Genomic DNA, 21,971 nt, shown 5'->3' on the forward strand with positions numbered 1-21,971 from the left:
AAGTTACACGGTTGCCCAAAGGATTGGCGATGTTTGTTCGTCGAATCCATGTCGAGGTAGGATTTGTGGCCTGCGGCACCCCGCGCGTGACAGCGGACAAGGCCTATGCCACATTTTGTACCTAATTTGTCCTGCAAAAGCCCCTTCTCTAGAAAGAAGGGACAGCTCATGAGGGAGCCGCTTGAAATGGCAACAATCGCGCTTGTCGATGACGACCGCAACATTCTGACGTCGGTGTCGATCGCCCTCGAATCCGAGGGATATCGCGTCGAGACCTACACGGATGGTGCGTCCGCGCTGGAAGGCCTGGCGGCGCGTCCGCCGAATCTTGCCATCCTCGACATCAAGATGCCGCGCATGGACGGCATGGAGCTCTTGCGCCGGATGCGCCAGAAGTCCGACCTGCCAGTGATCTTCCTGACCTCCAAGGACGACGAGATCGATGAATTGTTCGGGCTCAAGATGGGCGCCGACGATTTCATCCGCAAACCGTTCTCGCAGCGCCTTCTTGTCGAGCGGGTGCGCGCCGTGCTGCGCCGCGCCAGCACCCGCGAGGCCGCGGCAAAGGCGCCCAGCCAGCAGGCCCGCTCGCTCGAGCGCGGCCAGCTCGTCATGGACCAGGAGCGCCACACCTGCACCTGGAAGGGCGAGCCGGTGACGCTCACCGTCACCGAATTCCTGATCCTGCATTCGCTGGCGCAGCGCCCCGGTGTCGTAAAAAGCCGTGATGCGCTGATGGATTCGGCCTATGATGAGCAGGTCTATGTCGATGACCGCACGATCGACAGCCACATCAAGCGGCTGCGCAAGAAGTTCAAGGCCGTCGACGACGACTTCGAAATGATCGAAACCCTTTACGGAGTCGGATACCGGTTCCGCGAAGCGTAATTTGATGTATGTCCAGCAAAAGCGGTCCCGGTTTTGGGGCTGCGGCATGCGTCAAACCGAAGACTAAGCAGGGAACTGCTATTCGATGGCAGTGGAAGCACAGCGAACAAGACCGACGGGCGCCAGGCGGCCGTCGCGCATCATGCCGTCCTTCGTCTCGAAGATCACGGTGCCGATGCGCCGCTTCCTCGGCCACCACATCTTTTCCAGCCTGACGCGGCGCATCCTGTTCCTCAACCTTGCCGGCCTGGCTGTCCTGGTCACCGGCATCCTCTACCTCAACACCTTCCGCGACGGGCTGATCGATGCCCGCGTCGAAAGCCTGATGACGCAGGGCGAGATCATCGCCGGCGCGATCGCGGCGTCGGCGACGGTCGAGACGGATTCGATCAGCATCGACCCGGAAAAGCTGCTTGAGCTGCAGGCCGGCGAAAGCCTGGGGCCGGGCTCGGATCAACTCGACAATCTCGATTTCCCGATCAATCCCGAACGTGTCGCGCCGGTGCTGCGGCGGCTGATCTCGCCAACCCGCACGCGGGCCCGCATCTATGACCGCGACGCCAATCTGCTGCTCGATTCGCGCCACCTCTATTCGCGCGGCCAGATCCTGCGCTACGATCTGCCACCGGTCGAGGAGGAAGAGCCCGACCTTGTCGAGCGTGTCCAGAAGTTCATCTTCGACTTCTTCCGCAACACCGACCTGCCGGTCTATCACGAGCAGCCGGGCGGCAATGGCGCCGCCTTCCCGGAAGTGGTCAAGGCGCTGACCGGCAGCCCGTCGACCATCGTGCGCGTCTCGGAGCAGGGCGAGCAGATCGTGTCCGTGGCGGTGCCGATCCAGCGCTTCCGTGCCGTTCTCGGCGTGCTGATGCTGTCGACCGAAGGCGGCGACATCGACAAGATCGTCGCCGCGGAGCGCAAGGCGATCCTGCGCGTCTTCGGCATCGCGGCCCTGGTCACCGCCATCCTGTCGATGCTTTTGGCCTCGACCATCGCCAATCCGCTGCGCCGGCTGTCGGCGGCGGCGGTGCGGGTCCGGCGCGGCGTCAAGAGCCGCGAGGAAATCCCCGACTTTTCCGACCGCCAGGACGAGATCGGCAATCTCTCGGTCGCCGTGCGCGACATGACCAACGCGCTCTATGCGCGCATCGAGGCGATCGAAAGCTTCGCCGCCGATGTGTCGCACGAATTGAAGAACCCGCTGACCTCGCTGCGCAGCGCCGTGGAAACCTTGCCGCTGGCCAAGAACGACAATTCGCGCAGCCGGCTGATGGACATCATCCAGCATGACGTGCGCCGGCTGGACCGGCTGATCACCGATATTTCCGACGCCTCCCGTCTCGACGCCGAGCTGGCGCGTGAGGATGCCGGGACGGTGGACCTGAAGAAATTCATCACCGACCTCGTCGCCGTGTCGCGCGAGACCACGCGCAACAAGAAGGCTGTCGAGATCGAACTCAAGGTCGCCAAACTGCCGCAGGGCGTCAAAGGCTATTTCGTCGCCGGCCACGATCTGCGCATCGGCCAGGTCGTCACCAACCTGATCGAGAATGCCCGCTCCTTCGTTCCCGAGGACCATGGTCACATCAGCCTGTCGCTGGCACGCGCCGGCAAATTCAACATCCTGACCGTCGACGACAATGGTCCCGGCATACGCGCCGACAACATCGACCGCATCTTCGAACGCTTCTACACCGACCGGCCGGCGGGCGAGGCGTTCGGCCAGAATTCGGGCCTTGGCCTGTCGATCTCCAGGCAGATCGTCGAGGCCCATGGCGGCACGCTGACCGCCGAGAACATCCCCGGCACCAAGCCCGGCGAGATCAAGGGCGCGCGCTTTGTCGTGACGCTGCCGGCCGAAGGCTGACCTTTGACCCTGACATAACCATGCCCGAACCCGCCGCGCAGCCTGAAAACATCCACGGAACCGCGATCCTGATCGGCGATCGCGGCGTCCTCATCACCGGGCCGTCCGGCACCGGCAAGACGACGCTGGCACTGACGCTGCTGGATCATTGCCGGACGCGCGCGCTGTTCTCGCGGCTGATCGGCGACGACAGGCTGCTTGCCTCGGCCCACGCCGGGAGGCTGGTCTGCCGCGTGCCGGCGACCATCGCCGGTCTCGCCGAGGTGCCAGGGTTCATGCCGCGCCCGCTGCCATTCGAACAGGGCGGCGTGATCGACTTGCATGTGCGGTTGGTGCCGAAGGCAGAAATGGCCCGCTTCCAGGACGAAATCAGCGAGCCGGTCGCCGGCTGCCCGGTTCCGCGCATCGACCTCGCGGAGCGCAACGCCGCCACGGCCTTGCCGGCCATTATGGCGCGGCTCTCCATCGCGCCTTTTTTGTGATCCGCCTCGGCTTTTTTGCTGCAATGCGTCAAAATGGCATGGGCCGGCGCAATTTTGGGCTTGTCAACGGGCCGCGCGTCGACAAGATAGCGCTCCCGCCGCCTGGAATGGCTGGCGAGCATAAAATGCGCCTGTGAAGCGGCGATGACGGGAGCCACCATAGAATGATCGGACTCGTGCTTGTAACGCACGGTCAACTGGCCACCGAGTTCCGACATGCCGTCGAACATGTCGTCGGGCCACAAGACAATTTCGAAACCGTGGCGATCGGGGCCGACGACGATATGGAACAGCGTCGCCGCGACATCGTCGACGCCGTGGCCCGTGTCGATACCGGAGCTGGTGTCATCGTGCTGACCGATATGTTCGGCGGCACGCCGTCAAACCTCGCCATTTCGGTGATGGAATCCGGCCGCACCGAGGTGATCGCCGGCATGAACCTGCCGATGCTGATCAAGCTGTCCTCGATCCGGAAGGGCGACAATATGGCCGCCGCACTCGACGAGGCGCAGGCAGCCGGGCGCAAATACATCAACGTCGCCAGCCAGCTTCTGAGCAGCAAATGAACGCGCTATCCCCGGAAAAAGACCACATCGTCCGGGAGTTTCCGATCGTCAACCAACGCGGCCTGCATGCACGCGCATCGGCGAAATTCGTCCAGCTTGCCAGCGGCTTCGACGCCGCGGTCCATGTCGAGAAGGACGGCGTCAAGGTGGGCGGCACGTCGATCATGGGCCTGATGATGCTGGCCGCCAGCCCGGGCTACTCGATCCGCGTCACCGCCAGCGGGCCGGAAGCGCTGGAGGTCATGGACGCGCTTGAACAGCTTGTCGCCTCCCGCTTCGGCGAGGAATGCTGATCCCGGACGGCGCCCAGGCACGCTCGCGAGACATGCAGGGATAAAGATTTCTTTATATCCCATTGTCGTCTTGAGCCCGATCTGCTAGTCAGGCCGGCAATTCGCGTCCTTCGACGCGCCGACCGGCGCGGGCGCATCCGCAACCAATTCGCAGCATAACCAATTCGCAGGGAGTACTACCATGACGGGTAGCAAGGATTATGTGGTCGCCGACATCTCGCTTGCCGGCTGGGGCCGGAAGGAACTCGATATCGCCGAAACCGAAATGCCGGGCCTGATCGCCTGCCGCGAGGAATTCGGCGCCAAGAAGCCGCTGAAGGGCGCGCGTATCACCGGCTCGCTGCACATGACCATCCAGACCGCGGTGCTGATCGAGACGCTGAAGGCGCTCGGTGCCGACATCCGCTGGGCCTCCTGCAACATCTTCTCGACACAGGACCACGCCGCCGCGGCCATCGCCGAGGCCGGCATTCCGGTCTTCGCCGTCAAGGGCGAGAGCCTCGAACAGTATTGGGACTACACCGACCGGATCTTCCAGTGGGCCGACGGCGGCCTCTCCAACATGATCCTCGACGATGGCGGCGACGCCACCATGTACATCCTGATCGGCGCCCGCGCCGAAGCAGGCGAGGACGTGCTGTCCAACCCGCAGAGCGAGGAAGAGGAATACTTCTACGCCCAGGTCAAGAAGCGCCTGAAGGCTTCGCCCGGCTTCTTCACCAAGCAGAAGGCCGCGATCCGCGGCGTCACCGAAGAGACGACCACCGGCGTCAACCGGCTCTACCAGTTGCAGAAGAAGGGCCTGCTGCCCTTCCCCGCCATCAACGTCAACGATTCCGTCACCAAGTCGAAGTTCGACAACAAATATGGCTGCAAGGAATCGCTGGTCGACGGCATCCGTCGCGGCACCGACACGATGATGGCCGGCAAGGTCGCGGTCGTCTGCGGCTATGGCGATGTCGGCAAGGGCTCGTCCGCCTCGCTCAAGGGCGCGGGCGCCCGCGTCAAGGTCACCGAGGTCGATCCGATCTGCGCCCTGCAGGCGGCGATGGACGGTTTTGAAGTGGTGACGCTGGAAGACGCGGCTCCGACCGCCGACATCGTCATCACCACCACCGGCAACAAGGACGTCGTCACCCTCGACCACATGCGGTCGATGAAGGACATGGTGATCGTCGGCAATATCGGCCACTTCGACAATGAGATCCAGGTGGCGTCGCTGCGCAATCTGAAGTGGACCAATGTCAAGCCGCAGGTCGACATGATCACCTTCCCGGACGGCAAGCGGATGATCCTCCTGTCGGAAGGCCGACTGCTCAATCTCGGCAACGCCACCGGCCATCCGAGCTTCGTCATGTCGGCGTCCTTCACCAACCAGGTGCTGGCCCAGATCGAGCTGTTCACCAAGGGCGAGCAGTACCAGAACCAGGTCTATGTCCTGCCCAAGCATCTCGACGAGAAGGTCGCGCGCCTGCACCTCGACAAGCTCGGCGCACGCCTGACCGAACTGTCGGGTGAACAGGCCGCCTATATCGGTGTCACGCCGCAGGGTCCGTTCAAGCCGGAACACTACCGCTATTAACCAAAGCTAAATTTACTACCATATATTGAGGCCGGGCGATTGACTTTTCGCCCGGCTTTATTTTTGCGCGCGATCAGCCTTCACGCCGATTCGGCGAGGGTTTATTGTCGGGTGATTCGCGACGCTTCCGGCCCGAGAGGGGATCAAGAGAGGCGCGTATCAGGGCGGTCTTGCATTCAGGCGGCGGAGAGGACCAAGACATGCCGGGGCAAAACCCGCACGGAGCGGGATCGGCCGTTTCCGGCGGCCATGACGATTCGGGGGCCACAGGCTCGACCATTCAGGGCGGGCGCCTCTCATGGCGTGCCCGCGCCGGGCTGTTCCTGACCAGTTCCGCGCTGGCCGGCCCCCTGGCCAGCGCCGTGGCCCATGCCGAGAACGCCGCCGTGGCCACCGCCGGCCTGTCGATCAACACGGTCGAAGTCATGCAGCTTGCCGTGTTCGTCGGCGTGACCGGCGCCGCATTCCTGTCGGCCATCGTTCTCATCCGCGAACGGGCCCGCACCTCGGCGGAGAACGTCGAACTGAGAAGCCGCGTCGCCGACATCAATGCGGCACTGCGCCGTTCGGAAGCGCTGCTCAATCTGCGCGACCAGCGCGTGGTGGTCTGGGCCTCGGAGAACAAGAAGCCCGAACTGATCGGCACATTGCCGGTGGAAAGCGGCGCGCCGGAGGAGCGGTCGGCTTTCCTCGCCTTCGGCCGCTGGCTGATGCCGCGCTCGGCGGCGGCGCTCGAGCACGCTATCGCGGGCTTGCGCGAAAAGGCCAGGCCGTTCGACCTCGTCATCGAATCGCAGGCCGGCGCCCCACTCGAAGTGCATGGCCGCAAGAGCGCCGCGCACATACTGGTGCGGTTTGTATCGCTTTCCGAAACCCAGCGCAGCCAGGCCCGGCTGAAGATTGACAACCAGCGGCTGGCGGCCGACCACGACACGATGATCGGCCTGCTCGAAGCGCTGAAGATGCCGGCATGGCTGCGCGACGAGCATGGACGTCTGAAATGGGTCAACCGGGCCTATGCCGACGCGGTCGAAGCCGAAAGCGCGGAAGCCGCCGTCCGTGACGCCAAGGAATTCCTCGGCGGCCAGGCGCGCGAGGCAATCGCCGCCCAGCACAAGACACATCCGGTCTTCGAGCAGTCGCTCTCCACGGTGATCGAAGGCGACCGCCGCGTCTTCGAGGTGACCGACTTCGCCGGCGCCGACGGTTCGGCCGGCCTCGCCGCCGACACCAGCGCCATCGAGACCATTCGCGGCGAATATGAGCGGACGGTGCGCAGCCACGCCGACACGCTCGACCAGCTCAACACCGCCGTCGCCATCTTCGACACCGACGAGAAGCTGCGCTTCTTCAACCAGGCGTTCCAGAAGCTGTGGGGCCTGGACAGCGGCTTCCTGCACAGCGCGCCCGACAATGCGCTTTTGCTCGACCGGCTGCGCAGCGAAGGCAAGATCGCCGAGCAACCGGAATGGCGCCGCTGGAAGGAAGGCCTGCTGGGCGCCTATCGCGCGGTGGAATCGCAGGAACATTGGTGGCATCTGCCCGACGGCAAGACCATCCGCGTCGTCGCCAATCCGCAGCCCAAGGGCGGCGTCACCTGGGTATTCGAGAACCTGACCGAGAAGATGGACCTGGAAAGCCGCTACCGCACCGCGGTGCGCGTCCAGGGCGAAACGCTCGACAATCTCGCCGAAGGCGTGGCGGTGTTCGGGCCCGATGGGCGGCTGCGCCTTTCGAACCCGGCCTTTGCGACACTCTGGGGATTGAGCGGCGACGCCGCCAAGCCCAATGTGCACGTCTCCACCATACGCGACCTTTGCGACCGTCAGGCGGTCGACAGCCCCTGGCCGGGTTTCGTCGCCGCCATCACCGGTTTCGACGACGAACGCCGCGACCGGCACGGCCAGAGCGAGCTCAACAACGGCACCGTGCTGCGTTACGCCGTGATCCCGCTGCCCAACGGGCAAGTGATGATGACCTTCGTCGACGTCACCGACAGCGTGCATGTCGAACGTGCGCTGAAGGACAAGAATGAAGCGTTGGAGAAGTCGGACCAGCTCAAGAACGACTTCGTCCAGCACGTGTCCTACGAACTGCGTTCGCCACTGACCAACATCATCGGCTTCACCGAACTGCTTTCACTGCCGACGACCGGACCGCTGAATCAAAAACAGCGCGAATATGTCGAGCATGTCAGCTCGTCCTCTTCCGTGCTGCTGACCATCGTCAACGACATACTCGACCTTGCGACCGTCGATGCCGGCATCATGCAGCTCGACATTTCCGAGGTGCATGTCGACCGCACCATCGCGGCGGCCGCGGAACTGGTTGCCGACCGGTTGCAAGAGCATTCGATCCGGCTCGAGGTCGATGCCGCCGCCGCGCCAAAGACGTTCCATGGCGACGAGACCCGAATCCGCCAGATCCTCTACAATCTGCTCAGCAATGCCGCCAACTACGCGCCGGAAGCCAGCACCATCCGGCTCTCCTGCCGCCATCTGGCGGACGGAGTGGAATTTTCCGTTCACGACGATGGGCCCGGCATGCCGCCGGACGTTCTGGACTCGGTGTTCCGCCGCTTCGAACCGCGCGCCAATGGCGGCCGCCGGCGGGGCGCCGGCCTCGGCCTGTCGATCGTCAAGAGCTTTGTCGAACTGCATGGCGGCAATGTTCGCATCGAAACCGGCAGGGACAAGGGCACTACCGTCATCTGCACCTTCCCCGACATGCCGGGCATCCGCGCCGCGGCCGAGTAGCGCGCTCGATGACGGGACCTGTGCTGGAGCGTTTGCTCGCGGATGAGACACAGACAGCGCGACTGGGCGAGGATCTGGCGCTGTCCCTGCGCGCCGGCGACGTGCTGGCGCTCAAGGGCGATCTCGGCGCCGGCAAATCGACATTGGCGCGGGCACTGATCAGGGCGCTGGCCGATGATGCCAGCCTGGACGTGCCGAGCCCGACCTTCACCTTGGTGCAGAGCTACGACACGCGCATTCCGGTGCACCATTTCGACCTCTACCGCCTGGCCTCGGCAGCCGAGCTCGACGAACTCGGCTTCGACGAAGCGCTGACGCAAGGGGCTGCCCTGGTCGAATGGCCCGAGCGGGCGGAGGGCTATCTGCCGAGGACGACTCTTTCGATCGAACTCGTCCAGCATGGCGAGGGTCGGCTGGCGCGGCTGTCTGGGCAAGCTGCCGCGTTCGACCGTGCGGCGCGATCGCTGGCCATGCGCGGTTTTCTCGAGAGGGCCGGCTGGGGCGACGCGCGGAGGCGCCATTTCATCGGCGACGCCTCCGCCCGTTCCTACGAGATCGTGACGCTCGCCGGCCAGGAGCCGCGCGTGCTGATGAACTCGCCGCGGCTGGTGCTCGGCCCGCCCGTGCGCGACGGCAAACCCTATGCCGTGATCGCCCACACCGCCCAGTCGGTCACCGCCTTCGTCGCCATCGACCGCGCCTTGAAGGCCGGTGGCGTCAGCGTTCCGCAAATCCATGCCGAGGACCAGGACCAGGGGTTTTTGCTGCTCGAACATCTCGGTTCCGAGGGGTTTCTCGGCAAGGACGGCGAGCCGGTGGCGGAGCGCTATGCGGCGGCAGCCGAGCTGTTGGCCATGATGCATGGCAGGACCTGGCCGCAGCGCCTGCAAGCCGGACCCGGCAGCTTCCACGAAGTGCCGCCCTTCGACCGCGACGCGATGATGATCGAAGCCGATCTGCTGGTCGACTGGTATGTGCCGGCAATATCAAGCGGCCCGCCAAGCGAGGATCTGCGCTCGGGCTACGCCAGGGAATGGAACGCGCTTTTCGACCGCCTGCAAGGCAGCGAATACACGCTGATGCTGCGCGATTTCCATTCGCCCAACATCATCTGGCGCGACAACCGCGCCGGCCACGACCGGCTGGGCGTCGTCGACTTCCAGGATGCGCTGATCGGGCCCTCGGCCTATGACGTCGCATCGCTCGCCATGGACGCCCGTGTCACCATCTCGCCCGAGATCGAGAAGAAGACGCGCGACGCCTATGTCGCGGCGCGTCACGCGGCGGGGGCTTTCGACGAAGCAAGCTTCCTGGAAGCCTATGCAATCATGGCCGCGCAGCGCAATTCCAAGATCCTCGGCATTTTCGTGCGTCTCGAAAAGCGCGACGGCAAACCTTATTATTTGAAGCACCTGCCGCGCATCCGCGACTACCTGCGCCGGGCGCTGTCCCACCCGGCACTTGCCAGCCTGCGGGAATTCTACAATACGCACGGGCTGCTCGAGGAACGAACGCTGTGACAAGACCCGACACTGCCATCGTCCTTGCCGCCGGGCTCGGCAAGCGCATGCGGCCGATCACCGATACGATCCCCAAGCCGCTGGTCAGGATCGCCGGCAAGACCTTGCTCGACTGGGGGCTCGACAGTCTCGCCGCCGCCGGCGTCGCCAAGGCGGTGGTCAACGTCCACTATCTTCCCGAGCAGATCGTCGCCCATGTCGCGGCGCGTAGCGCCCCGCGGATCATCATTTCCGATGAGAGCGACCGACTGCTCGATTCGGCGGGCGGCATCGTCAAGGCGCTGCCGGAACTCGGCCAGCAACCCTTCTATATCCTCAATGCCGACACGTTCTGGATCGACCATGGCCCGCTCAACCTCGGCCGGCTTGCTCTTGCGTGGGATGCCGCGAAAATGGATATTCTGCTGATGCTGGCGGATCTCCATCAAGCGACAGGACACTGTGGCAGCACCGATTTCCTGGTGGCGCCGGACGGCGCCTTGCGGCGTTCAAAAGGCGATCCGGCAGGACTGATCTATGCCGGCGCGGCGATCATCCATCCACGCCTGTTCAAGGATGCCCCGGCCGGACCGCATTCGCTCAATGCCTATTTCGACAAAGCCATCGCCGCCGGACGGCTGTTCGGCATGCCGATGCAGGGCCACTGGGTCACTGTCGGCACGCCCGATGCCATTCCGCAGGCGGAAGCAGCGGTCGCCGGCGCGCTAGCCGAGATGCAATGAGCGGCTCAAGCCGCGTTTTCTCCATCCCCCCCGGAGCGCCGTTCCTGCCGACGCTGGCCGAGGCGCTGCTTGCCGGCCGCCTGGTCCCGGGATTTCGTTTCGACGGCGATCCGCTCGCGCTTGCCGATGTCACCATCTATGTGCCGACGCGCCGCGCCGCGCGCGCCCTGCGCGGTGTCTTCGTCGACAGTTTGAAGGCACGCGGCGGCGGCGGCTCGGCGATCCTGCCGATCATCCGCCCCCTCGGCGAATTCGACGAGGATGAAGCCCTGTTCGAGGCCGAGCCTTCGGCGGCGATCGATCTCGCGCCGCCGATCTCGGCGACCGAGCGCCTGTTGCTGCTGACGCCGCTGGTACGGGCCTGGAAGCGCCGGCTGCCGGAGCATGTGGCAAAGCTTTTCGCCGAGGAAATCGTCATCCCGGCTTCCACCGCCGACGCAATCTGGCTGGCGCGCGATCTCGCAGGGCTGATGGACGAGATCGAGACGGAAGGCACCGACTGGACCAAGCTCGCCGATCTGGTGACCGGCAACCTTGCCGGCTGGTGGCAGGTGACGCTCGAATTCCTCGGCATCGTCACCGATGCCTGGCCGAAATTCCTCAGGGAAAGCGACCGCTCCAATCCGGCCGCGCATCGCAGCGCGCTGATCCGCTCCGAGGCGGCGCGGCTGCGGCGCAATCCGCCGGCCGGGCCGGTCATCGCCGCAGGGTCGACCGGCTCCATCCCGGCCACGGCGGAGCTGCTTGCCGCGATCGCTCGCCAGACCGGCGGCGCCATCGTGCTGCCCGGTCTCGACCAAACGCTGGACGAAGCGTCCTTTCAGGCCCTTGTCGCTCCTGGCGCGCGGCCCGCCGTGCTTGGCCACCCGCAATATGGCCTGGCCAGGCTGATCGGCAAGATCGGCGTGCTGCGCGCCGATGTCGAGGAACTCGGCACGGCCGAACCGCGGCTGACGCTTCGCGCCGCGCTTGTCGGCGAGGCGCTGCGGCCGGCCGAGACCACCGAATTGTGGGCCGAAACTCGCAATGGATTTTCGGCGCCCGATATTGCCGGCGCCTTTGCCGAGGTGACGTTGCTCGAAGCCGCCAGCGAACGCGATGAAGCCGTCGCCATCGCCGTCGCGCTGAAGCAGGCCGTCGAACGGCCCGGCCAAAGGGCCGCGCTCGTCACCGGCGATCGCGCGCTGGCCCGGCGCGTTGCGGTGGAACTCAGGCGCTTCGGCGTGATTGCCGACGATTCCGGCGGCACGCCGCTCTCCACCAGCCCGGCGGCCAGCCTGCTACGGCTGGCGCTGGAGGCGGTGTTCCGGCCGGGTGATCCGGTCGGCCTTTTGTCGCTTCTCAAGCATCCGCTGCTGGGCCTCGGCCTCGAACGCGCCGATGTGCGCCACGCCGCGGAACTGGTCGAACTGGTGGCCTTGCGCGGCGGTACCGGCCGCCCCGACATCGTTTCGCTGCCGGAGCTGTTCGAAAGCCGTCTCACCGACCTTGGTGATGACAGCCGGCCGCCCTTCTGGTTTTCCCGTCTCACCGTGCGCTCCATCGACAATGCACGGACTTTGCTCGCACGGCTGACAGAAGCGCTGGCGCCGCTTTCGACCTTTCGCGACCAGGCGGACGCCGATCTTGCCGCGCTGGTCCAAGCCAGCGTCGTGGCTTTGGAAAGTCTCGGCCGTTCCGCCGATGGCGGCCTGGGCGACCTCTATGCCGGCGATGCCGGTGAAAAGCTCGCCGAACTGCTGCGCGGGCTGGTCGCCGCTTCGGCCTCGCTGGCATTCGCGGCGGGCGAATGGCCCGATGTGATGGACGCGCTGATCGCGCCCGAGACAGTCAAGCCGGCGCAAGGCACCGACAGGAGCATCGCCATCTGGGGGGCGCTGGAAGCGCGGCTGCAGGATGTCGACACGCTGGTCATTGGCGGGCTCAACGAAGGCGTGTGGCCGCGCAAGCCGGAGAGCGACCGCTTCATGTCGCGGCTGATGAAGACCGGCATCGATCTCGAACCGCCCGAGCGGCGCATCGGCCTTGCGGCGCATGATTTCCAGATGGCGATGGGCGCGAGACACGTCGTTCTCGCCCGCTCGGCGCGCTCCGGCGACGCCCCCGCCGTGCCGTCGCGCTGGCTGCAGCGGCTGCTTACCTTCATCGGCAACGACCAGGCGGCAACCCTGCGCCGGCGTGGCGACCAACTGCTCGCCTGGGCACGCGCACTCGACACCGGCCCAAAACAGGATTTCGCGCCGCGGCCGCAACCGAAACCGCCATTGGCGGTGCGCCCGACGCATTTCTCGGTCACCGAGGTCGAAACGTTGCGCCGGGATCCCTACGCCGTCTATGCCCGACGTATCCTCGGCTTGATGCCGCTCGATGCGCTCATCCGTGATCCCGGTGCGGCCGAGCGCGGCACGCTGTTCCATGCCATCCTGCACCTGTTCTCGTGCGAGGTTGCGGATCCGCGCGCACCCGATGCGCCGGCCGGTCTCATTGCCGCCGGCCGCGCCTGCTTTGCCGAAGCCGCCCTTCCGGCCGACGTCGAGGCGGTGTGGTGGCCGCGCTTCGAAAAGCTCGCCGTCAACATCGTCGAATGGGAGCGCACGCGTGCCGACGCGGTGGTCCGGCGCCATGCCGAGGAGCGTGCCGGCAAGACCGTCGTTGGCCGGTCCGGCGTGACGCTGTCCGGCTATGCCGATCGGGTCGATCTGCTGGCCGGCGGCATGGCCGACATTCTGGACTACAAGACGGGCTCCTCGCCCTCCAAGGCGCAGGCGCACACGCTGCTGGCGCCGCAGCTGGCGCTGGAAGGCGCGCTGCTTCGGCGTGGCGCGTTCAAGGATCTGGGCGCGCGCGAGCCGTCGCAGCTGGCCTTCGTCAGGCTGAGGCCGAATGGCGAGGTGTTCGAGGAGTCCATACTCGAGCACAACCGCCAGCCACGGACCGCCGCGGATCTTGCCGAAGAGGCTTGGGCGCGGCTGGAAAAGCTGCTGATCCATTATACCGACCCGCAGACCGGCTATCTGTCGCGCGCGCTGCCGTTTCGCGAGGGCGAGACGGATGGCGATTACGACCATCTCGCCCGTGTACTCGAATGGTCGGCGGGCGGCGACGCCGGCGACGAGGGAGGGGAGGCATGAAGAAGGCCTATCCCATCCCGAGCGATACCGCCGACAGCCAGGCCCGCGCCGCCGACCCGCATAATTCGGCCTGGGTGTCGGCGAATGCCGGCTCCGGCAAGACCCATGTGCTGGCCCAGCGCGTCATCCGGCTGCTGCTCAACGGCACCGACCCGTCGAAGATCCTGTGCCTGACCTATACGCGCGCCGCCGCCGCCAACATGTCGAACCGGGTCTTTTCCACGCTGTCGGACTGGACGGTGCTCGGCGATGCCGAGCTGGCCGCGAGGATCGACGCGCTTGAAGGGCGGCGGCCCGACCGCGACACGATGCGCCGGGCGCGGCGCCTGTTCGCCGAGGCGCTGGAGACGCCGGGCGGACTGAAGATCCAGACCATCCACGCCTTCTGCGAATCGGTGCTCCACCAGTTCCCGCTCGAAGCCAATATTCCGGCCCATTTCGAGATGCTCGACGGCCAGATGGAGGCATCGCTTTTCGCCGCCGCGCGCCGCGAGATGATCTCCGGCACGACTGCCGGCAACCCGGATCTGGCCGACGCCTTCGCCACCGTGCTGGAACGCGGCGGTGAGGCCGGTCTCGATGCCCTGCTCGGCGAGATCGTGCGCAAGCGCGACGGGTTGCGCCAGTTCCTCGACGCCGTCGGGCGTGACGGCTTCCAGCCTTTGTTCGATGAATTCCATTTCCGCCCTGGCCAGACCGCCGAAGGGATTGCAGCTTCGGTCTGGCCGTTGCCCGGCTTTCTGCCAGACTATTTCGCCGGTTTCGCCCAGGCCGCCGAATCCACCGACGCCAGATCGGTGTTGAACAACATCCTGCCCTATGCGCGCCAGGCTTTCGGCGAGAGCGATCCCGTTCGCCGCCTGCAATCGCTGGCCAGGGCCTTCCTCAAGACCGATGGCGATCCCTACGACCCGGCAAAGGCCTTCAGGAAAGCCCTGATCGACCGGCTGCCGGACCTGGCCGAGCGCTATCTCTCGGCGGCAAGCGCCATTATCGAAACCGTCGACCGGCTGGCGCTGTTCCGGATGCTGGAAGGCACACGCGCGGCACTGACCATCGCCGACTGGCTGATCGCGCGCTACGAAGTGCTGAAGCGCAGCCGCGGCTTTCTCGACTTCAACGATTTGATCACCCGCACCGTCAACCTCCTGGCGCGGCCCGATGCCGGCCCGTGGGTGCAATATAAGCTCGACCAGGGCATCGACCACATCCTGCTCGATGAAGCGCAAGACACCAGCCCGGACCAATGGGAGGTGGTGAAGCGGCTGGCGGAGGAATTTTTCGCCGGCTTCGGCGCGCGCGACCGGGTCCATCGCACGGTGTTCGCCGTCGGCGACGAGAAGCAGTCGATCTATTCGTTCCAGGGGGCCGCGCCCGACTCGTTCGCCGACAGCCGGCTGCTGTTCGCCGGCCGGGTGCGCGATGCCGAGGCGTCCTTCGCCGACCTCAAGCTGACCTGGTCGTTCCGCTCGACCGACGACGTTCTGGCCGCCGTCGACCGCGTCTTTGCCGATCCCGTCGTGCGGCGCGGCATCAGCCATGATCCCGATCCGCTGAGCCACAAGGCCATCCGCACCGATGCGCCGGGCTATGTCGAGGTCTGGCCATCGATCGGCGCCGACGTGGTCGACGAACCCGACGACTGGACGCAAGCCATCGACCACGCCCATGCGCCCGCGGTGCGCGTTGCCGAGAATGTCGCGGCGACCATTGCCGGCTGGATCCGCAAGAACGAGATCATCGAAGGCCGCGGCAAGCGGCTGCGCCCGGGCGACGTGCTGGTGCTGGTGCGCAAGCGCGACAGTTTTGTTCACGCGCTGACGCGGGCGCTCAAGCGGCGCGACATTCCGGTTGCCGGCGCCGACCGGCTGAGCCTGCCTGGCCATATCGCCGTCAAGGACTTGATCGCGCTCGGCCATCTCTTGCTCCAGCCACAGGACGATCTGTCGCTCGCGGCCGTGCTGCGCAGCCCGATCTTCGACCTGCCGGAGGAGACGCTGTTCACGCTCGCCGCGCAGAGGCCGCCCGGTTTGTCCGTGGCCACGTCGCTGCGCCAGCATGCCGCAGAAAACGAGCGCCTGGCAAGGATTGTCGCGCAACTCGACGTCTGGGCTGACGAAGCCGCCTTCAAGCCGGTGTTCGAGTTCTATGCCGGCCTGCTGGCGCGCGATGGCGTGCGTAAAAGAATGATCGCGCGGCTCGGGCCGGAAGCCGGCGATATTCTCGATGAATTCCTGAGCTTCTGCCTTGCCGAGGAACGGACCGGCCTGCCCGGGCTGGAAGCGTTCCTGTCGACGCTGGAAAATGCCGGCCCCGAGATCAAGCGCGAGATGGATCAGACGCGCGACGAGGTCCGCGTCATGACCGTGCACGCCGCCAAGGGCCTCGAGGCGCCGGTGGTGTTCCTGGTCGATGGCGGCTCCGCCCCGTTCAGCGACCAGCATCTGCCGCGGCTGATGCCTTTCGATGGCTCCGGCGCTTTCTGGGACGGCAAAGGCTATCTCTGGCGTTCGGCCAGCGATGTCGCCAACGGCTTCTCGAAGGCGGCAGCCGCCCGCGCCCGCGACCTCGCCGACGATGAATACCGCCGGCTGCTCTATGTCGGCATGACCCGCGCCGAGGACCGGCTGATCGTCTGCGGCTATCACGGAAAGCGGGCGCCAAACACCGGCACCTGGCATTCGATCGTCAGCCGCGCCCTCATCGGCGCGCCGGAAAGCGAACAGCGTGCGCACCCCGCCGGCGGCGAGCCTGTGCATCGTTTCCACGTCACCAGGCTGCCGCCCGTCGCCGCGAGCGCCGATGAACAGGCGCGGCAGGCCGATGCTTTCGGTCCGCTGCCGGCGACCCTGTTCCAGCCCTTGCCGCCCTTCGAGGACCTGCCGCGGCCGCTGTCGCCATCCGGCGCCTCGGCGCTGATCGATGAAGGCAAGGAAGCGGTTGTCGACAAGGCGTCACCGGTGCTGGACGCCGACGCCGAACCGGGCTTCGCCGTGCTGCGCGGCCTCGCTCTGCACAAGCTGCTGCAGATGCTGCCCGGCCTTGCCGCGGGCGAACGCCAGGGTGCGGCCGAGCGTTATCTCGCGCGAACGGGTGCCGCATGGCCGCTGTCGGAGCGGGAAAAGGCCCTGGCATCGGTCATCGCCATCCTCGCCGACCCACGCCTTGGCCAATTGTTCGCGCCCTCCTCGCGCGCCGAAGTCGCGATCATGGGCAGCCTGGCGGTGAGGGGCAAAACGCGCTCGATTTCCGGCAAGATCGACCGGCTGGCGGTGACGGCGGAGACCGTTTCGATCGTCGACTACAAGACCAACCGGCCGGCGCCCGCTTCGCTGGCCGAAGTCCCGCCGGCCTATCTGCTGCAGCTGGCGCTCTATCGCGCGCTGCTCAAGCCGCTTTATCCCGGGCGGGAGGTCAAGGCGGCCCTTTTGTTCACCGAAGCGCCCAGGCTGATTGAACTGCCGGCCCGGGCCATGGATGACGCCCTTGCCCGACTCACGGGAGCGTGACACAAGACCTGCTTGAAGAAGGGCTAGATACCCACCACATTTGGTGCGACACAGAACTCTCGAAAGGAATTTTCCGCATGGGTACCACCGTCAAGGTCGACAAGAACAATTTCCAGGCTGACGTGCTCAACGCCAACGTACCGGTGGTGGTCGATTTCTGGGCGGAATGGTGCGGCCCCTGCAAGCAGATCGCACCGTCGCTCGAAGACATAGCCACCGAACTCGGCGCCAAGGTGAAGATCGTCAAGCTCAACATCGACGAGAATCCCGAGTTGGCCGCGCAGTTCGGCGTGCGCTCGATCCCGACGCTGATGATCTTCAAGGGCGGCGCAATGGCCGACATGAGGGTTGGCGCCGCGCCCAAGACCGTGCTGTCGCACTGGATCAATGGCAGCCTCGCCTGATCCGGCCGAAATTCCCGATAGCAAGGGCCCGGCCATCGTGCCGGGCTTTTTGTTGGCGCCATCGGCTAGCCCTCTCTGGCCCTCACATCACCGCACGCCATGTCTTCTGCTGTGAACCAGAAACAGGGAGAGCGACATGACCGGATCCGCCAAGGCCACCGTCTTCATCGACAATGAGCGCGTCATCGTCACCGAGTACCGCTTCCAGCCCGGCGACAACACCGGCTGGCATCGCCATGGCCACGACTATGTCGTGGTGCCGCTGATGGACGGCAAGCTGAAGCTCAAGACCAAGGACGGCGAAACCTTCGCCGAGATGAAGAAAGGCGCGCCCTATTTCCGCAAGGAGGGCGTGGAGCACGACGTCATCAGCGCCAATGACGGCGAATATGCTTTCATCGAGATCGAGCTGAAGTGAGCCGCTGTTGAGCGCTGACCAGCGAGTTGGAAACACCGTGATGGCACGCCATCATCTGCCATCTTGATGGCAGATGCGCACCGGTCTATATTCCCTCTAAAAGGGAGTTTGAGATGGCCGAACCACAGCTCTCAGTCCGCAGCGCGAAAGCACGTGACCTGGCTCATAGGCTTGCTCGTCGCGAGAACCGCTCGATAGCCGACGTGGTCGAACGCGCGCTTGAATCCTACGAGATCCGAGAAGCTGGCCGTGAACCCGCCTCCACCTTCTATGCCAGCCTGACCGCAAGCAGTGGCGTCGACATTGATCTGGAGAAAATCATTCGCGAAGATCGCGAGGTTCATCCGGGGGTTGAGCTTTGATCTTCGTCGATACCAACGTGATTTCGGAGTCTCTGAAGAAGGCGCCCGACCCAGCCGTGCTGGCGTGGCTTGTCCGCAATGATGCTGAACTGGCCCTTCCCACGGTGACGATTGCTGAAATCGCATTCGGTATTCAAAAGATACGACCCGACGAGCGTGCCGAGCGGCTGGAACAGGGACTTTCCCGATGGCGGCATCGATTTGCCGACCGGATTTTTGGGCTGACGGAAGAGGCCGCGTTGGCTTACGGCGATATCATGGGGGTCGCGACACGCCAAGGTCGCGGCATGTCAGCCCCCGACGGCATGATCGCGGCGATAGCGCGCGTGAATGGAGGCAGGCTGGCGACCCGCAATCTCGCCGACTTTGGCACCACCAGCCTTGACCTGATCTCGCCCTGGGACTTCTGAAGCATGTCTAGTCACCAGTCGGCGATGCGGTCGCCGCCGATGAACTGCGCGCTTTTGTCGGTGTACTCGAACAGCTCGATCTTCACGTCGTTGGGATCGCGGATCCAGGCCTGAAAGGTGTCGTCGCAGGCATGCTTCTTGGCGGTCACGTCGATGCCCTTCGACTTGATATGAGCGATCGCGGCGTCGATGTCTTCGACTTCCAGGCAGAAATGGTTGATCTGGTTGAGTTCGCTGTAGATGGTGGCATCCTTCCGGAACACCTCGACGTGGCTGCGGCCTCCGCAATCGAGGTAGAAGCCGAAAATCTCGCCGTCGCGCAGGAAATTGAACCGCGTGTCCAGCCCGAGCACGTCGCGGTAGAAACCGCGCGTCGCTTCCAGGTCATGGGCGAAGATGCAGACATGGGCGAGCTGCTTTACCTTGATCATCACAGGCTCCCTGCGCCGGTCGTCAAGCGCTCACGTCGGCGGCGTGCCATTCTCGGCCAGCACCGCGCCGGCCAGATAAAGCGACCCGCCGATCAGGATGCGGGGCGGCGGGCCGTCCCAGGTGTCGCGCAGCAGCATCAGCGCGTTGGCGACGGAACTCACCGGCTCGGCCGTCAGCCCGGCTTCCGTGGCGCGCACCGCCAGTTCGTCGTTCGGGACGCCGGCATCGCTCAGGCTCACCGGGACAGTGTAGACATGCCGGACGAGGCCCTTGAAGGCGCGGAAATAGCCGCTCTGGTCCTTGGTGTTGATCATGCCCGAAATGATGAAGAGCGGGCGCGGGTTCTTTTCCTCCTGCTCGGCCAGCGCCTCGGCGACGACGACGCCGGCGCCCGGATTGTGGCCGCCGTCGAGCCAGATGTCGGCGCCCTTCGGTGCCAAATCCGTCAGCCGGCCCTGCATCAGTTTCTGCATGCGACCGGGCCAGGCGACGTGGGTCATCGCCTTTTCGGCGGCGCGGTGGCTGATCTCGAAGCCGGCCGCCTTGACCGCGGCGATCGCGGCGGCCGCATTGGCGAACTGGTGGCGCCCGGGCAGGCGCGGTGGCGGCAAATCCATCAACCCATCCTCGTCCTGATAGACCATGCGGCCGTTTTCCTCGAAGGCGAGGAAATCCTGGCCGTAGACGAAGGTCGGGCACTCCAGCCGCTCGGCGGTCTCGATCAGCACCTGCAGCGCCGTCTCGCTTTCCTGCGCGCCGATCACCACCGGACAACCGCGCTTCATGATGCCGGCCTTTTCGGCGGCGATCAGTTCGACACGGTCGCCAAGATAGGCTTCGTGGTCCATCGACACCGGCATGATCACCGAGACGGCGGGCCTGGCGACGACATTGGTGGCGTCGAAGCGGCCGCCGAGGCCGACCTCGATGATGGCGGCTTCGGCCGGATGTTCGGAGAACAGGATGAAGGTGACGGCGGTGAGGATCTCGAAGACGGTGATGGTCTGGCCGTCATTGGCCTTGGCGACGCGCGCAATGGCTTCGGCGAAGACGTCGTCATCGACCAGCCTGCCGCCGCCTTCGGCGGCCAGCCGGTAGCGCTCGGCCCAGTTCACCAGATGCGGCGAGGTGTGGACATGGACAAGGTGGCCGGCGGCTTCGAGCAGTGCACGCGAAAAGGCGGCGCAGGAACCCTTGCCGTTGGTGCCGGCGATATGGATGACCGGCGGCAGCAGGTCCTGCGGATTGCCAAGCCGCTGCAAAAGCCGCGTGACGCGGTCGAGCGAAAGGTCGAAGCCTTTCGGGTGAAGCGCCATCAGGGCTTCGATTTCGCGGTCGGCGGCAAGCGTTGTCATGGCAGAATCCCGGCGCATGGCCCGAGGACCAGAATCAATCCCGGAATGGCCATGGCAATCAAAAGGCTACAGCGCGCGACGGCCCTCATGCAATCGCGGTCGCGGCGCTTGGTGTCGCCTCAGGCCTGTGGCCGGGCTTCGGCGGCAACCACCGCGGGCGGCAGGATTTCCGGCTCCAGCGGCTTTTGCTCGCCCGGCATCTTGAGCAGCATCTTCAACAGCCGCGCGATCGTTTGGCGCATCTCCAGCCGCGACACCACCATGTCGACCATGCCGTGCTCCATCAGATATTCGGAGCGCTGGAAGCCGTCCGGCAGTTTCTCGCGGATGGTCTGTTCAATGACGCGCGGCCCGGCAAAGCCGATCAGCGCCCCGGGTTCGGCAATGTGCACGTCGCCCAGCATGGCGTAGGAGGCAGTGACGCCGCCGGTGGTCGGGTTGGTCAGCACGACTATGTAGGGAAGGCCGGCTTCCTTCAGCCGGTCGACGCCGACCGTGGTACGCGGCAGCTGCATCAGGGACAAAATGCCTTCCTGCATGCGGGCACCGCCGGAAGCGGCGAACAGGATCAGCGGCCGCTTGCGCTGCAGGGCAACTTCGAAAGCGTGCACGATGGCATCGCCCGCCGCCATGCCGAGCGAGCCGCCCATGAAGGCGAAATCCTGCACCGTCACCACCACCGGCAAGCCTTCGATGGTGCCCAGCGCGCTGACGATGGCGTCTTCCAGACCGGTCTTGGCCTTGGCGTCCTTCAGCCGGTCTGTATAGCGCTTCTCGTCGCGGAATTTCAGCGGGTCCAGCACGACCTTGGGGTTTTCGAGCTGCTCGTACTTGCCGTCGTCGAGGAAGTATTTCAGCCGTTCCTTGGCCGAAATCTTCATGTGGTGGCCGGAAGACGGAATGACGAACTGGTTGGATTCCAGATCCTTGTGGAACACCATTTCGCCGGTCTCGGGATCCTTGATCCAGAGATTCTCGGGCATGTCGGTGCGCCGGCCGAGCATCGAATTGATCTTCGGGCGAACGTAATTGGTGATCCAGTTCATCGCTTCGGCTCCTGTCCTGACGAAGAAGAGTTAGTGCATGCCGCCGATAAAGGGGAACCGGGCGATAACGACATGCACAAGACCAGAGGTAGGAAAACTATTCGGCAGCAGCAAGGCGGGCCGAACGCACGCCTTGCGCCAGGCCGCTGACCAGCGTGGCGACGGCCTCGGCCGGGTCGGCGGTTTTTTCGCCCTTCGGTCCCAGCACATTGGCGACCGCGTTGACGA

At 65.2% G+C, this 21,971-nt stretch carries 18 protein-coding genes and 1 pseudogene; 15 read left to right on the forward strand and 4 right to left on the reverse strand.

Features of this window, described 5'->3' with window-relative positions; translation table 11 throughout:
- Positions 1-186 precede the first annotated feature (186 nt).
- The 15 genes from C1D09_RS18320 (at position 187) to C1D09_RS18395 (ending at position 18,910) form a co-directional block, all read left to right on the forward strand.
- Entirely contained in the window at positions 187-888 is a 702-nt protein-coding gene (locus tag C1D09_RS18320; protein WP_143975642.1) for a response regulator transcription factor, read from the forward strand.
- Positions 889-973: 85 nt separating this feature from the next.
- Entirely contained in the window at positions 974-2,755 is a 1,782-nt protein-coding gene (locus C1D09_RS18325; RefSeq protein WP_143975643.1) for a sensor histidine kinase, read from the forward strand.
- Positions 2,756-2,775: 20 nt separating this feature from the next.
- A complete protein-coding gene (locus C1D09_RS18330; protein ID WP_143975644.1) occupies positions 2,776-3,237 on the forward strand; it encodes an HPr kinase/phosphorylase in 462 nt (153 codons plus the stop codon).
- Positions 3,238-3,401: 164 nt separating this feature from the next.
- Positions 3,402-3,803, forward strand: a complete 402-nt coding sequence (locus tag C1D09_RS18340) for a PTS sugar transporter subunit IIA (protein ID WP_010912939.1) — start codon at positions 3,402-3,404, stop codon at positions 3,801-3,803.
- Entirely contained in the window at positions 3,800-4,096 is a 297-nt protein-coding gene (locus C1D09_RS18345) for an HPr family phosphocarrier protein (protein WP_010912938.1), read from the forward strand. Before C1D09_RS18340 ends, C1D09_RS18345 begins: the two co-directional genes overlap by 4 nt.
- 181 nt (positions 4,097-4,277) lie before the next feature.
- The gene (ahcY, locus tag C1D09_RS18350) at positions 4,278-5,678 is read left to right on the forward strand and encodes an adenosylhomocysteinase (RefSeq protein ID WP_143975646.1); all 1,401 of its coding nucleotides are present in this window, start codon (positions 4,278-4,280) and stop codon (positions 5,676-5,678) included.
- 200 nt (positions 5,679-5,878) lie between these two features.
- Positions 5,879-8,434, forward strand: coding sequence for a sensor histidine kinase (locus C1D09_RS18355; protein WP_143975647.1), 2,556 nt, complete (start codon positions 5,879-5,881; stop codon positions 8,432-8,434).
- Positions 8,435-8,442: 8 nt separating this feature from the next.
- Complete coding sequence (gene tsaE / locus C1D09_RS18360) at positions 8,443-9,954, forward strand: tRNA (adenosine(37)-N6)-threonylcarbamoyltransferase complex ATPase subunit type 1 TsaE (protein WP_143975648.1); 1,512 nt, start codon at positions 8,443-8,445, stop codon at positions 9,952-9,954.
- Positions 9,951-10,676: a nucleotidyltransferase family protein gene (locus C1D09_RS18365; RefSeq protein WP_281288593.1), complete on the forward strand. Its 726-nt coding sequence runs from the start codon at positions 9,951-9,953 to the stop codon at positions 10,674-10,676. Before tsaE ends, C1D09_RS18365 begins: the two co-directional genes overlap by 4 nt.
- Positions 10,673-13,807 carry a double-strand break repair protein AddB gene (addB, locus tag C1D09_RS18370; protein WP_143975649.1) on the forward strand — a complete coding sequence of 1,045 codons (3,135 nt, stop codon included), beginning with the start codon at positions 10,673-10,675 and terminating at the stop codon, positions 13,805-13,807. The genes C1D09_RS18365 and addB overlap by 4 nt, the downstream gene beginning before the upstream one ends.
- A complete protein-coding gene (gene addA / locus C1D09_RS18375; RefSeq protein ID WP_143975650.1) occupies positions 13,804-17,316 on the forward strand; it encodes a double-strand break repair helicase AddA in 3,513 nt (1,170 codons plus the stop codon). Before addB ends, addA begins: the two co-directional genes overlap by 4 nt.
- Positions 17,317-17,393: 77 nt before the next feature.
- Positions 17,394-17,720 carry a thioredoxin gene (gene trxA / locus C1D09_RS18380; protein WP_143975651.1) on the forward strand — a complete coding sequence of 109 codons (327 nt, stop codon included), beginning with the start codon at positions 17,394-17,396 and terminating at the stop codon, positions 17,718-17,720.
- Positions 17,721-17,856: 136 nt separating this feature from the next.
- The gene (locus C1D09_RS18385; RefSeq protein WP_140770270.1) at positions 17,857-18,138 is read left to right on the forward strand and encodes a cupin domain-containing protein; all 282 of its coding nucleotides are present in this window, start codon (positions 17,857-17,859) and stop codon (positions 18,136-18,138) included.
- 113 nt (positions 18,139-18,251) lie between these two features.
- Positions 18,252-18,500: a type II toxin-antitoxin system VapB family antitoxin gene (locus C1D09_RS18390; protein WP_143975652.1), complete on the forward strand. Its 249-nt coding sequence runs from the start codon at positions 18,252-18,254 to the stop codon at positions 18,498-18,500.
- Positions 18,497-18,910 carry a type II toxin-antitoxin system VapC family toxin gene (locus tag C1D09_RS18395; RefSeq protein WP_143975653.1) on the forward strand — a complete coding sequence of 138 codons (414 nt, stop codon included), beginning with the start codon at positions 18,497-18,499 and terminating at the stop codon, positions 18,908-18,910. The genes C1D09_RS18390 and C1D09_RS18395 overlap by 4 nt, the downstream gene beginning before the upstream one ends.
- Positions 18,911-18,921: 11 nt before the next feature.
- On the opposite strand, the gene C1D09_RS18400 is transcribed toward C1D09_RS18395, so the two are convergent.
- The 4 genes and pseudogenes from C1D09_RS18400 to trpA form a co-directional block, all read right to left on the reverse strand.
- Positions 18,922-19,341: a VOC family protein gene (locus C1D09_RS18400; RefSeq protein WP_143975654.1), complete on the reverse strand. Its 420-nt coding sequence runs from the start codon at positions 19,339-19,341 to the stop codon at positions 18,922-18,924.
- A gap of 30 nt (positions 19,342-19,371) precedes the next feature.
- A complete protein-coding gene (locus C1D09_RS18405) occupies positions 19,372-20,697 on the reverse strand; it encodes a bifunctional folylpolyglutamate synthase/dihydrofolate synthase (RefSeq protein ID WP_143975655.1) in 1,326 nt (441 codons plus the stop codon).
- A gap of 119 nt (positions 20,698-20,816) precedes the next feature.
- On the reverse strand, positions 20,817-21,743 hold the full coding sequence (accD, locus tag C1D09_RS18410; protein WP_143975656.1) for an acetyl-CoA carboxylase, carboxyltransferase subunit beta: 927 nt from the start codon (positions 21,741-21,743) through the stop codon (positions 20,817-20,819).
- A gap of 97 nt (positions 21,744-21,840) precedes the next feature.
- Positions 21,841-21,971, reverse strand: a pseudogene (gene trpA, locus C1D09_RS18415) (tryptophan synthase subunit alpha); the annotation flags it as partial.

Source organism: Mesorhizobium intechi (assembly GCF_002879535.1).
In the GTDB taxonomy this organism is placed as follows: Bacteria; Pseudomonadota; Alphaproteobacteria; order Rhizobiales; family Rhizobiaceae; genus Mesorhizobium; species Mesorhizobium intechi.